Raw genomic sequence first — 12478 nt, 5'->3', positions numbered from 1 at the left:
TAAAAACTGTGCTGAGCCTCGTTCTTTTACATGAATAAGTAGGTTTGTATGTCTAAAACTGCTCCACTATTTATAGATAAGCTGGCGTCAAAAATTTCCAAAGCGATTCTAATTTGCTTCGGCGTAATGTTATGCGTGCTTCAATTAATTCCGTTACCTAGCCTGGTTATAAATTTTTTGTTCTGCATTGCCATGTGCTTATCTTTTTTCGCAATTGTCTCAATGATTATCACCATGCAAGCGTTGCCAAAAACCTTGCTGTGGATTAGCTTGTTGGGAGTGGTTTTCGCCGTGGTGGTTGTTCTTTCATCGCTGCCAGAGCAGGTTCAAGTTAATGCAATCAAGACGTTTACGGTTATTGCTTTTATGGTAGCTGCGGGCTTTTCGATTACGAGATCTCTGTTACGCCAGCCCGCAAATGATCATAAGTTAATGGTTTGGTTATTACCAAAAATGCTTAACATTTATGTGAAAGCGATATGTAGATGGTATACCAAAAAATCAGCATTTAAGGTCATTCAAATTCAAGTCCCACGACGCGACCAGATGGTTTCAGAGTGTGTTTCTCACTGGATTATTAAGACAGAGTTTCAGAGTTTTATGCTGACAATTTTGCACGTATCCGGGTCGATTGAAGGGGCAAGTTTAGAAAACTTGATGGTGATAAATTCATCTGTAGCAGGGCGTATTGAAATTCCGACGTTGCATACCTTGGCTTCAGAAGCTAAAGAATATTGGGAGGTTAAAAGCATGGGCCGCGTGACATTTAATGAGCACGTTGTGTTTCTAACTACGCCTGATAATGCCGTTGTAGATTCAGTATATTTTGGCACGATAGGGTTGTTTGTTGCCGTGCGAAACCTTTTGAAATTGAGAAGGAATGGACAGGTTTAATGCCAAAAAAACTATCAGGAGGGAGACAAGAGACAGGGGTGTATGAAATTTCTGATCAAGGGGATTTGGTGCTTGTTTCAAAATCTCTTCGTGCTCATTTGATGAAAAGTCTATATCCAAATCAGGTCGATGAAGTTTCAGATACACCAGGCAGGGTTGGTGAGGAAACTAGCCTAGATCAAATAATCTATTTTTAATTATTAAATTTAATCTGTCTTTTGCTATTGATTATGAATAAATAAAATGTATTGTGTTTGTATTGAATAATGATGTTTGATTTGTTTAGAGATAATAATTTTGGTAAAGAGGCAATACAGCTCGATCTTTTTTCTTATGTGAGCAGTACGTATGTTCAAGCAGGTAAGGAAGCAATAGCTTCGTCACTCGATGTGTGCCTTGCTGAGATGAGTTCAATCTGGCTGGGCAATCACTTAATCGAACCAGAAGCAGCAACATTAACCCACTCTTAAACTGGAGCAAGACAATGAGCCAAGAAAATAAACTGACCACTTCAAATGACATTCTTGATGGAATGAAAAAGTTCATCCCAACGCATTTTGTTATGGGTGAAATCAGCGACGAACTGGCAAGCGTTATTTTGGGCAATTGTACAACCGAAGAGCAAACAAGATGCCATATCTCATGGCCTCTATCAGTTTTGAGTGCGTGAATTTTGAAGGCTTGAAGCGCGGAAGTAGGCCGCGTTATTGTGTGTGAGCTTATGACGTTTGGGATTTTCGAAGAGAGGTACTGCTAATACGTCTCTTCGATTTTTTTTGTGTAAGGGCTAAGGAAAAATGATGTCCAATTCTTCACTGCTATACCAGCATAACGGCGTGACTACTGAAGGGGCTACCCACTCAAAAAGGCCCGTAGTTTTGGAAGGGAAAGTGATTACTTTTGGGGCAATTAAGGCGCTTGCCTCTTCTAAGACCAGCCGTATTTCTGCCGTGGAACAGCATGGAATTGTGCACTTTAGGCGCAATTTTTGATACGCCAGCTCTCAACAGGTTAAGGAGCTTTAATGTTAAAAAGCCACGAATTTTTTCGTGGCTTTTTTGTTTTTGGAGTCGTAAATCACCCAGTATATTTTTCAGGCTCGATAACTTGGGTTGATGGGACCCAGTGGCCATCTGCCTTAGATAAAACGATAGGCTGACTTTTTACACGATCGATAAAATTAAGTGAATGAACGGCTTGCCGCACAGTCTCATTGCCATCCAAAAATGCCTTGCTGAATAGTCTAAATAGCATTTCTTCAGCGCAAGGGATCTGGTTTGTGCCTTTCTCCCAGCGTGCAATCGTTTGTGCATCCTTGTTTAACCATTGAGCTGCTAGATCACCTTGGGACATGCCAATCATTGTTCGCATGAACCGTATTTCTTTTCCGTTGAGGTGAGCGTTGCCATTGATAAGAGCAACGGCGATTGCTCGATCAAGACCCTCGGAGTCTTCGATTTTAACCGCTAGACCATAAGTGGTTTGGGTGTGCGTATAGCCATTTTCAAGATAAACGTTGTCTAAACCACACATCGTATAGTGGTATAGCTGAGTTTTGGTCTGCATTTTAGCATCCATCGGCGATTTCATTAGCCTATCAAAATGATAGTTTAACAAAGCGCTGTGAAGGCTAGAGTAATATTTATAGGGAAAGATTGGAGTTAGATTTTATGTCTGTATTGATCAATTTATACTACGTATTCAATACGTAGTATAAATAATTACATTCTGTATCTTGCTAAAGATATACGTAGCATATACGTAGTATTTCATGGAATAAAGGCTGCTAATCGAGTGCCTTAATTTATGAGTCTGATTTTTTTGTCCGAAAAATGTATACAAATATCGGACCAACTATAAGTGTTCCAGAACGGGTTTCAAGACAGAATGTTTGAGCCGTTCATGGCGCGAAGAATATTGCCTTTTTGGTTTTATCTGACTTTGATATATGATATGTATATCGTACACATGGAGATGCTGCTATGCGGGCACTGATGGATATACCAGATAACAAAATAGATGCGTTGGCCAAGGTTTGTGAGCGAGCAGGTATCAGCAGGGCTGAAGCTGTGAGGCGTGCTATTGACGCATTTATTCAAGCCAATACACCTAAAACAGATGAAGCATTTGGCTTGTGGAAAACACGGCCCATTGACGGGGTGGAATATGAAAACGGGATGCGAGAAGAATGGTAAAGGCGTTATTCGATACCAATATTCTGATCGACTATTTGAATGGCCATGAAGAAGCGCGTAACGAGCTATCCCGTTATACAGAAGTTGCAATCAGCATGATTACCTGGATGGAGGTAATGGCAGGGGCCACAGACCTAGACCGGCTTGAGACAGAGAGTTTTTTACAATCTTTTGAACTACTGCCCGTTGATATGCACGTTGCACGCAGGGCCGTTGAAATTAGGCAGGCTAAAAGGGTAAAGCTACCAGATGCAATTATTTGGGCAACAGCTCAAGAAAATAATTTATTGCTGGTCACTCGTAACCCTAAAGACTTTCACGCGGATGAGCCTGGCGTGCGTATACCGTATCAACTGCAGGTAAATCATTAAAATAAAGTCGGTGTATGCCGTAAGCCGAAATCATGGAGCTGAAACGCACTGGTTGACAAGCTTGGCTCTTGTAGTGAGCTTTACAATTAGACGATAGAATCGTTGCGGTTACCGCATAAAAAACAATTACTCTTTTTGAACACCGGCAAAATGCAAGGAGCAGGGGAATGGTTGCTCATTTTAAGGTTGTAGCTGGATATACTCCTATTCATAAAATCACCCGGGAGAACGTCGAAAAACTCTTGGGGCGACGTGCGCCTTGGTTTAGACAAGGGCAGTTGCGTGGAGATGACAAGCATTTTGCCCTGTGCCCATATTGCGATACGCCTATTCAATTGAAAGGGGTATACAAGCAAAAAGAAAACAGCCCGAGGCCATATGGTAGCCACACAGGAACGGCTATTTTAGGTTTTCCATTTAATGAGCTTGATTTGGCATTCTGCCCCTACAGGCTAAAAACACATTCACACAACAAACATGTACGAAGGGAGATGGGGCCAGTTGCCCAACAATTAATAGACATGGCCATCGCTGAGTTTGATCGTATTGTACTTATTCTGCGTGATGATTTCGGTTTCGCATTTTCGGATGCATTTGCGGGACGAATGCTTAAGCAATGGTTTGATTCAGAGGGCTACCTATATACAGGAGCCAATCTTCGAAATCTGCCTTGGATGATTGCTTATTTTGGTCCAACGCAAAGTCTATTTATGCAGCCAGTAGGGGAAAATGTTGAGCTAGCAACACTCATTCTTGCGCAAGTGCCGCAGGCGAGTATTTCGCCATCAGGGCGACTTGAGAAGGGGAGCGCATGGTATGCGCTTGATTTGCAGTGCTTGCATCATCGAGCTGAAATTAAAGCAGAAGACGGTACGCTGATTGAAAGTTTAATTCTTCGAGTTCAGGATTTTACAAAAACCAACGAAGCAGCCAAAGCTCCGACGATTTTTACAAAACAACTACTCTTCACCCCTGAGCGTTTTGAGTCACTGATTCATACTTCTCCAGAGCGTGCTCGACGAAATACCCAACTTCTAAAACTTGCGCAGGATATTGCCAAAAATAGGAGTAAATGACTTCAAAGACTGTAGGCGTCACTCCACTTTTCTACATGGCTTGCTGATAATTGGCCATAGAGACAGAGCTTGATCTGCTTGATTATGTGTTTGATTTTTTTCATTTAAATGGGTGAACCTGGGTCCATCCCTAGTCTTATAAGGTTATATCGCTGGCATCTGGGCGTTCTATCGCGATATTGTAATAAGCGATATACCTTACAAAACTCAACAATGTTCATAATTACACCATACGATGTTTGCAATCCTACACCAGCGAGAATAAAGCTTCGTGTAATATAGAATCCCTCCTGTAAGCCCTTGGTTTCTCATGACCCTTGATCTGCTTGCCTCTTTCGCCGCTGCTTTTAATCAGGATCAGCGCCTTATCTCTCTTCAGCTAGGCGACGGTGCAGCATGGGGCGAACAGCTCTTGCCTCAGCGTGTAACAGGCAGTGAAGGAATTAGTCGGGCTTATCGCTATCAGATTGAGTGCCTTTCCCCCTCATGCGACATAGAGCTTAAATCTCTGCTCGGCTTGCCGGTTGTTTTGGCTGTGGCCGATGCAAATGGCGACGCCATTGAGCGCTGTGGGGTAATTTCACAAGCACAACTTTTAGGCTCAGATGGGGGCTTTGCTAAATACGCTCTCACAGTAGAGCCACCTTTTGCCCTGCTTAGATACCGACGCACTTCACGCGTTTTTCAGGATCTATCGACTCCGGATATTGTGAAGCAAGTCTTGGCCGAGCATCAGGCTAAAAACCCCGTTTTTGCTGCCGTGCAAACACTGGATTTCAAACTCTCTGGCACGCATTCCCCTAGATCCTACTGCATGCAATATCGAGAATCAGATTTTGATTTCTTAGTGCGGCTGATGCACGAGGAAGGCTTAGCCTGGCGATTTATACATTTAGCCAGCGATACGCCACAGGTACAGCTGCTTGTATTTGATGATGCATTTTCCCTAGCAGAAACTGAAAAAGTGCGTTTTCACCGGATAGATGCGACGGAGGAAAGCGACGCACTTACAGTATGGAATAGCCAGCGCCAAATTGGTAGCAGCTCGGTGTCGCTCGCCAGCTTTGATTACAAGGCCACCACCACAAACCAAAGCTTTGATGAAAGTCGTATCGACCAAGGCGAAGGTGGGCAGCAGCTGCAAGCAAGCTTTGAGGATTACGATCCGCAATCTCTGTATTACGCCAATGATTCTGAAGGCCTCAGCCACTATGCGCAGTTGCGTCAGCAAGCACTCGATGCACAAAAGAAATCATTCACCGGCTCTGGTACTGTGCGTGCTTTGCAGGCTGGTCAGTGGTTCCGCCTAGAAGATCACCCCGCTCATTCTTGGGATGCTGCCGAGCAACGCGAATTTGCCGTGACTGAGCTAAAATTCACCGCTAATAATAATTTGCCTGTGGATTTGACTCAGCAACTTGGCCTGATCGCCCCCAGCCTTTTGACCGCTAGTGCTAAGGATAGCAAGCCTTACCAAGCTGACTTTACCGCTCAAAGACGCGGCCAGCCAATTACTCCACGCTTCGCCCATGAAGAGCACAGCAAGCCTAAAAGTCATGGCATGCAAACCGCTATCGTAGTTGGCCCTGCTGGATCAGAAGTCCACACCGACGAGCAAGGCCGTATTAAGGTGCAGTACCACTGGCAACGTGCCGCCGAACATCCCGAGTTTGGCGCAAACCTAGACGATAAATCATCCTGCTGGATTCGCGTTGCAATATCATCGGCTGGCGCAAGTTTTGGGCATCAGTTCATTCCTAGGGTGGGCATGGAGGTGACTGTAAGCTTTATAGAGGGCGACATCGACCGCCCCATTGTTACCGGCGTACTGCACAACGGCAGCCATCCAGTCCCCACCTTCAGCGGTGCAGGTACTTTACCAGCTAATAAAACGCTATCAGGCATCAAAACCAAAGAGCATGAAGGCGGCCAATACGGCGAGCTGCTGTTTGATGATACCAAGGGCGAAGTTCGAACCAAATTATCGAGCGAGCACGGCAAAACCCAGCTCAATCTTGGCTACTTAACCCACCCGCGCACCGACGGTAAAGGCGAGCCACGCGGTGAAGGCTTTGAATTACGCAGCGACAAACAAGGCGCAATCCGCGCCAGCGGTCTCTTGATTAGCACCGAAGCCAAAGGTGGCGCAAGCGGCAAACAGCTGGATCACAGCCCTGCGCAAAGCCAGCTTGATTCAGCCCTTGCGCTAGCACAAAGCCTTGGTGAAACCGCCACCAATCAACTCGCTGATACCATCGAAACCGGCGATGGCGATAAAACGGTTAAGTCAGACAACAGCGCAGGCGACAAAACCACTACCGGCCATCTTCACCACCATGTGCACGCCAGCAAAAGCTTAGAAGCAGGCAGTAACACCGATAAAGACGGCAAGAGCAAATCGAAAGATCAAGCTGGCCAGCAGCAAATCATCTTGCTACATGGTGAGGACGGCGTAGCCATCACCACGCCACAGAGCCAGACGATCACCGCAGGCACAAACCTTGATTTAGTTGCTCAAAGAGACAGCAATCAAACCTCTGGCCGCCGCTGGATTCATAATGTCGGCCAACATATCAGCCTGTTTGTAGCGGGAGTAAAAGACAAAGTCGCGCTAAAGCTGATCGCAGCCAAAGGTAAAATCCAGCTGCAAGCACAGAGCGATGATATTGAAATCACAGCAGACAAAAACATCAAAATCACTGCCTGCAAAGAAAAAGTAGAAATCGCGGCAGGTGATGAAGTGCTCTTCACCTCTGGTGGAGGCTATATCCGGCTAAAAGGGGGCAATATCGAGATCCATTGCCCAGGGGAAGTGAGTATTAAAGGGGCCAGCCATGAGTTGAGTGGGCCAGCGAAATTAGATTCAAACTTCCCCTTTATGCCTAAGCCGGAAAATAAAGATAATTGGATAGAATTAAACTATGGGTATAACGATCTGGAGCCCGTTAAAGGTGCTCCGTTTAAATTGAAGTACCCAGATGGAACAGAAATCAATGGGGTATTGGATGACAAGGGCTTTGCTCGAGTTCAAGGCGTCCCCCTTGGTACTGCACAAGTAAAATTAGGTGAAGATAACCGTAAATGGAATGCAAAAAATAAAACTGAGAATCCTCATGCAGGCTCTGCTTCCGACGCGGAAGCCGCACTGGCTCTCATTAAAGGCATGTTAAAAAAATGAGTATAAATAGCAAACGTGTCATCTCTATCATTCCAGTAGAAACCAGCTCAACAGACGCAATTAGGATGGCAGTGCGGGAAGTCGGCCAGTTTCTTGGTTTGTTTTACCCAGCGGCACTGATCGCTCAACATGAAGTCGCGGAAAAAATCACAGGCCAATGGCTTTCCCGCATTCAGGCTTTTCATAATGGCGATGATTTTTTGCAGCTAGTCAGAGACTATTTGCAATCTATTCTCAGCGGTGGAGAACGCAGCAAAACATCTGATTCTCTTGCGTATTATTTCAGTGGATTTATGCCGACTTACGGGGCTTCTTGCACGCTGATTGATATGGTTTACGATGGCAGGGAGTGGTCTGAAATCAAAGCCTTTATGCACCATATTGGCTACGGTGATGCCCGAAAATATATTGAAGAATTTGATTATAAAGGGGCGCAAACCAAGATCAAATCAGAGCATAAGGCATGGTTGGATATTTTAAAGCAACAAGATACTGCGCTCCATTTAGCGCAAAATGGCCCGCCAGTTCAACTTGCTTTTGCTCCAAGCCCAAGCTACTTGCCTACGATGACGGATGTGCCGCTAGAGCCTATGACCATGCCTAAAACGGCAGCCGCACCTTCACGCCTCGCATCCATGGCTCGAATTGCCTTGTCCCCAGCTATGATTGGCTTACTTCTGCTAACCATTCCTGGCAATGCAATGCAGGAAGATACGGAACAGCAAGAGCTGGATAGAATGGCCCAGCGTGAAACACGTCGGAAAAAGCTGGCTGAAGAAAAGAAAAAACTGATTATTTTAGAAGTTACCCAAGCCAATACTGCGACATCTAATACAACTAACAATCGATGCACAGATCAAGTAGATCAGAACAAAAAGAATGGCGCAGAATGTGAAAATGATGGCTATGGGATCATGGAAAAATCCCTTTTGTATAAGCGCTTAATTGACCCACCAAAAGGGAAAGGGCTGGATGGCTTGTTTGAAAAGCCGGAACAAGAAAAAAACAAACCTAGCCCATTTCCTGCATTAGTGACCCAGCCTAAATCAGGAAAAATAATATTCATTCCTGCTGAAACAAGGCCACCTAACATTGAATACTCATGGGATGAAAAATTTCCATTCCCTGCCTACCCACGTTTTGTGGTGTTTGAGGCAAAAAATATTGCTAAGCACTTTGATGAAAAAGATACCGAAGGGATAAAAAAAGAAGCAAAAAACAGACTAAAGAATACGTGTGATGGCCAGCAAATGGGCACTGTTTGGACGGAAAAAAGAATTCCTACTGCTTTGCAAAAAGACAAATCACGGAGCCGTGAAGAGAGCACCGATATCAGAAAATCGATAGTAAAAAGCGGGTATTCTCGTTGGATATTTATTTGTCTGCCAGGGCCTCTGGGGGATACTAAAGTGGGGAAGTTATATATTTTCATCGACGTTGAAGCCGCTGGAATTGATTTAGAGTCTGCAGTGGCAAAGCCACGAAAACCTAAATCAACAGATTCCAATAATACAGAGTTTTAGGGAGGGAATATGACATTTAATAAAAATCGCAGACAGCGCTTCATTAGTGAGGATCATTATCAAGAGTTTATGGCCGGCCTGCTGTATATGATAAGAACATCTGAGGAAGAATTAAAACATGCTGAATCCTTGCGACCTGCGGCAAGGCAGTCATTTAAATGGAGCATTGCATCTGAAAAGTTAGAACTTTTTATTCTTAACTATACAGCAGGTCAATCTATTCAAACTTCATCAGCTGATTTCATAGGAATAATTGATGCCTTCGATGATTTTATTAAAAATGAGATAAAAAAAAATGGCGTAGCTGAATCTCTAGAGATCACACAGATAGAAGCCTATGTTTATGTTATGTGGCTATTATCCCTCGCCAAATTGCTCGGTCATGAGGAGCAGATCCCCCGAATTATGGGCTGGATTAATAAAAACGCTGAATTTAATCGTCACCGTGATGGTTTATTTGAATATATTGTTCAAAAGCTTACCCCTGAAACTGGGCCAATTGAGCGCACGTTGCTGCATGCCGATGTTTATCGCCCTCTGGCCAAAGTGATTGTTTCCCCAGCAGAAGAGCGCCCTGCTTTAGTTAAAGCTTTTCTGGATGGCTGGTATAAGAAAATGAAAGATTGCTATTGGTATGGCTCCCATACAGATGAAGTCGGCCATTCTTCTTACTTTGGCTATTGGGCCTTTGAAGCCGCTTTAGTTACTTTTCTATGGGATGTTGATGACAGCAGCTATCGTGATCATTTGTATTACCCAAAAGACTTGATCGACTTTGCCCGCTCCAGAACAGAGCAACCATCGCCCGAGAATGATTTAGGCCCACAACGTGTTGTCGCTAACAAGCCCTGCCCACAATCAGGCTACTGGTACACCCCCGCCAAACAAAACAGCCGTGTTTTGTTTAAACAGGGCGAATTAATGCCAGATTTCCCCGGCTCTACTTACGGTGCGACGATTTGGTATTGGGATGCTGAGCAGGATTAAGTCATGAGCTTTTTTGAAGAATGGGAAGAGGCCAACTGGCATTTCACCTATGTGGATGAAGACGAGCCAAATAAAACAACCTTACAAGGGGGCTTAGTGGCCGTGTTTTACATGGTCGGTGCTTATCTGCCTGCCCGCCGCCAAGCTATTGCTCAAGTGATGCAAGAATTTCACCTGCATTATGGTCAGCATATTCAATGGGGCTATTGGGGGGATGGGCAGGACAGAATCCGCGCCTATTCCGCCAGTGATTATGCCAACAGCAGCGAATGGGTAAGAACCTTACCCATGACTCATCCTCTTGAATTTACTTGGTCGTCTGGCGCAGGCTATGAGTTCGTTGGCAGCTATGCTATAGAAGCATACTCAATGGCTGGATGGAAAGAAAAAAATTACAAAGGAATTTCGTACCTTAATATTTACTTACCTATAGAGGAGCTGCAAGGCAACGGTCTAATTGTATTCGAGCGGCGCTTACGCGAATGGGCCAGCTTGCTACAACCTTTGCATGGCTATGCTGGGCTAGGTTTCCAGCAGTGTAATGAATATCATCGTTATGAAAATTTAGAACTGGAACACGCCGAGCAATTTAGATGTTTTGATGTCGGTAGCTGCCTTAGTCATGACGAATTACGTGAAGGTTTTAAAAGCATTAACTGGTACACGATTCTATCGGACGATTATTTGCCTAAGCTGGGCGGCAAAGATGTGCTGGCATCGGCTTTAGAACAAGAGGGGCTTGGCTTACTGAATTACTCCGGCGGCATCATGGTCAAAACGGGGGAATACCCGGAGCTGGGCTGGATAGAAAAAGGCCCGCTACCCGCCAGTTATATCGCTGCCAACCGCATCCTAAAACCGGCCCGTGTAGCGGAGCTATCCAATTTGCATTACGGCTCGATCGCCGGTGAGGCTAGGTTTACACCAGACCTTACAGATCAATGGCTAAAGCGCTTTGATATTCCAGATGAGCCAGTAGCCTATGCAGTTGTCGTGCCTTTCCCTCAAAATAACACGGATATACAGCGCTGCGAAGCGCATCAGCCTTGCCCGCAATCAGGCTACTGGTATACCCCCGCCAAGCAAAATAGCCGTGCTTTGTTTAAACAGGGTGAATTAATGCCAGATTTCCCTGACTCTAGTTACGGTGCAACGATTTGGTATTGGGATTTCAATCAAAACTAATTCCATGAATAATGGCTAAAAATAGATAGGGCTAATTACTCAATGAGCTTTTCTAAACAGCGCAGGCAGCGTTTTATAAGTGAAGCTCATTATAATGAATTCACTAATGATTTAGCTGAGACTATAAGATTAAGAAGTGAATGTCTTATTAATGATAAATCTCTTAGTCAAAAAGCAATCAAAACATTCAAGTGGCGCATAGCCAGCTCTCTTTTAGAAGTACAAATTCTAAATTATACAGCTGGTAGCCCCATTCAAGAGTTAGTCCAAAGTTTTACCATTACAATTGATGCCTTTGATTCTTTTATTTCTATTGAAGAGCGCAAGCAAGGGGAGGCTTTAACTTTAGAAATCACCCAATTAGATGCCTATGTTTACGTAATGTGGTTGTTGTCTCTCGCCAAATTGCTCGGTCATGAGGAGCAGATCCCTCGAATCATGGGCTGGATTAATAAAAACGCTGAATTTAATCGTCACCGTGATGGTTTATTTGAATATATTGTTCAAAAGCTTACTCCTGAAACTGGGCCAATTGAGCGCACGTTGCTGCATGCCGATGTTTATCGTCCTCTGGCCAAAGTGATTGTTTCCCCAGCAGAAGAGCGCCCTGCTTTTGTTAAAGCTTTTCTGGATGGCTGGTATAAGAAAATGAAAGATTGCTATTGGTATGGCTCCCATACAGATGAAGTCGGCCATTCTTCTTACTTTGGCTATTGGGCCTTTGAAGCCGCTTTAGTTACTTTTCTATGGGATGTTGATGACAGCAGCTATCGTGATCATTTGTATTACCCAAAAGACTTGATTGACTTTGCCCGCTCCAGAACAGAGCAACCATCGCCCGAGAATGATTTAGGCCCACAAAGAGTTGTCGCCAGCCAGCCTTGCTCGCAATCAGGCTTCTGGTATAGCCCTGCCAAGCAAAACAGCCGTGCTCAGTTTAAACAGGGCGAGCTAATGCCAGATTTCCCTGACTCTACTTACGGTGCGACGATTTGGTATTGGGATGCTGATCAGGATTAAACCAGTAAGATTAATAATATTGTCTTAGAAATAGGTTGATAAGGTAATA

13 protein-coding genes are annotated in these 12478 nt (G+C 44.5%); 12 read left to right on the top strand and 1 reads right to left on the bottom strand.

The features are described 5' to 3' along the window. Positions 1 to 48: 48 nt before the first annotated feature. The 4 genes from HA050_RS11655 to HA050_RS11640 all read left to right on the top strand — a co-directional run bounded on the left by HA050_RS11655 (position 49) and on the right by HA050_RS11640 (position 1564). Entirely contained in the window at positions 49 to 894 is an 846-nt protein-coding gene (locus tag HA050_RS11655; protein ID WP_166826128.1) for a hypothetical protein, read from the top strand. Then, positions 894 to 1091: a hypothetical protein gene (locus HA050_RS11650; RefSeq protein ID WP_166826125.1), complete on the top strand. Its 198-nt coding sequence runs from the start codon at positions 894 to 896 to the stop codon at positions 1089 to 1091. The genes HA050_RS11655 and HA050_RS11650 overlap by 1 nt, the downstream gene beginning before the upstream one ends. A gap of 72 nt (positions 1092 to 1163) precedes the next feature. Next, positions 1164 to 1364, top strand: a complete 201-nt coding sequence (locus tag HA050_RS11645) for a hypothetical protein (protein WP_166826122.1) — start codon at positions 1164 to 1166, stop codon at positions 1362 to 1364. A gap of 14 nt (positions 1365 to 1378) precedes the next feature. Next, positions 1379 to 1564 carry a hypothetical protein gene (locus HA050_RS11640; RefSeq protein WP_166826119.1) on the top strand — a complete coding sequence of 62 codons (186 nt, stop codon included), beginning with the start codon at positions 1379 to 1381 and terminating at the stop codon, positions 1562 to 1564. Positions 1565 to 1971: 407 nt separating this feature from the next. Here the strand turns inward: HA050_RS11640 and HA050_RS11635 are convergent, their stop codons facing one another. After that, the gene (locus HA050_RS11635; protein ID WP_166826116.1) at positions 1972 to 2484 is read right to left on the bottom strand and encodes a transcriptional regulator; all 513 of its coding nucleotides are present in this window, start codon (positions 2482 to 2484) and stop codon (positions 1972 to 1974) included. 392 nt (positions 2485 to 2876) lie between these two features. Between HA050_RS11635 and HA050_RS11630 the strand changes: the two genes are divergently transcribed. From HA050_RS11630 to HA050_RS11595, 8 genes are all read left to right on the top strand, one after another. Next, complete coding sequence (locus HA050_RS11630; protein WP_166826113.1) at positions 2877 to 3089, top strand: ribbon-helix-helix protein, CopG family; 213 nt, start codon at positions 2877 to 2879, stop codon at positions 3087 to 3089. Beyond that, entirely contained in the window at positions 3083 to 3460 is a 378-nt protein-coding gene (locus tag HA050_RS11625) for a type II toxin-antitoxin system VapC family toxin (RefSeq protein ID WP_166826110.1), read from the top strand. The genes HA050_RS11630 and HA050_RS11625 overlap by 7 nt, the downstream gene beginning before the upstream one ends. 167 nt (positions 3461 to 3627) lie before the next feature. Beyond that, complete coding sequence (locus HA050_RS11620) at positions 3628 to 4536, top strand: hypothetical protein (RefSeq protein ID WP_166826107.1); 909 nt, start codon at positions 3628 to 3630, stop codon at positions 4534 to 4536. Between the two features lie 310 nt (positions 4537 to 4846). Beyond that, on the top strand, positions 4847 to 7714 hold the full coding sequence (locus HA050_RS11615; protein WP_166826104.1) for a type VI secretion system Vgr family protein: 2868 nt from the start codon (positions 4847 to 4849) through the stop codon (positions 7712 to 7714). Further along, positions 7711 to 9237: a hypothetical protein gene (locus HA050_RS11610; protein ID WP_166826101.1), complete on the top strand. Its 1527-nt coding sequence runs from the start codon at positions 7711 to 7713 to the stop codon at positions 9235 to 9237. Before HA050_RS11615 ends, HA050_RS11610 begins: the two co-directional genes overlap by 4 nt. A gap of 9 nt (positions 9238 to 9246) precedes the next feature. Then, entirely contained in the window at positions 9247 to 10224 is a 978-nt protein-coding gene (locus HA050_RS11605; protein WP_166826098.1) for a PoNi-like cognate immunity protein, read from the top strand. A gap of 3 nt (positions 10225 to 10227) precedes the next feature. After that, entirely contained in the window at positions 10228 to 11409 is a 1182-nt protein-coding gene (locus HA050_RS11600; RefSeq protein WP_166826095.1) for a type VI immunity family protein, read from the top strand. A 42-nt stretch (positions 11410 to 11451) separates the two neighbouring features. Then, positions 11452 to 12429 (top strand): PoNi-like cognate immunity protein, encoded by a 978-nt coding sequence (locus HA050_RS11595; RefSeq protein ID WP_166826092.1) that lies wholly within the window; start codon positions 11452 to 11454, stop codon positions 12427 to 12429. Positions 12430 to 12478 lie beyond the last annotated feature (49 nt).

Origin of the sequence: Iodobacter violaceini (genome assembly GCF_011601265.1) — a bacterium.
GTDB classification, from domain to species: Bacteria; Pseudomonadota; Gammaproteobacteria; order Burkholderiales; family Chitinibacteraceae; genus Iodobacter; species Iodobacter violaceini.
This window is presented reverse-complemented; position numbering and strand designations above follow the sequence as displayed.

Coding starts and splice junctions, on each gene's coding strand:
- HA050_RS11600 (WP_166826095.1), top strand. CDS start 10,228: ATGAGCTTTTTTGAAGAATGGGAAGAGGCCAACTGGCATTTCACCTAT.
- HA050_RS11635 (WP_166826116.1), bottom strand. CDS start 2,484: ATGAAATCGCCGATGGATGCTAAAATGCAGACCAAAACTCAGCTATAC.
- HA050_RS11650 (WP_166826125.1), top strand. CDS start 894: ATGCCAAAAAAACTATCAGGAGGGAGACAAGAGACAGGGGTGTATGAA.
- HA050_RS11620 (WP_166826107.1), top strand. CDS start 3,628: ATGGTTGCTCATTTTAAGGTTGTAGCTGGATATACTCCTATTCATAAA.
- HA050_RS11610 (WP_166826101.1), top strand. CDS start 7,711: ATGAGTATAAATAGCAAACGTGTCATCTCTATCATTCCAGTAGAAACC.
- HA050_RS11655 (WP_166826128.1), top strand. CDS start 49: ATGTCTAAAACTGCTCCACTATTTATAGATAAGCTGGCGTCAAAAATT.
- HA050_RS11645 (WP_166826122.1), top strand. CDS start 1,164: ATGTTTGATTTGTTTAGAGATAATAATTTTGGTAAAGAGGCAATACAG.
- HA050_RS11640 (WP_166826119.1), top strand. CDS start 1,379: ATGAGCCAAGAAAATAAACTGACCACTTCAAATGACATTCTTGATGGA.
- HA050_RS11630 (WP_166826113.1), top strand. CDS start 2,877: ATGCGGGCACTGATGGATATACCAGATAACAAAATAGATGCGTTGGCC.
- HA050_RS11595 (WP_166826092.1), top strand. CDS start 11,452: ATGAGCTTTTCTAAACAGCGCAGGCAGCGTTTTATAAGTGAAGCTCAT.
- HA050_RS11605 (WP_166826098.1), top strand. CDS start 9,247: ATGACATTTAATAAAAATCGCAGACAGCGCTTCATTAGTGAGGATCAT.
- HA050_RS11625 (WP_166826110.1), top strand. CDS start 3,083: ATGGTAAAGGCGTTATTCGATACCAATATTCTGATCGACTATTTGAAT.
- HA050_RS11615 (WP_166826104.1), top strand. CDS start 4,847: ATGACCCTTGATCTGCTTGCCTCTTTCGCCGCTGCTTTTAATCAGGAT.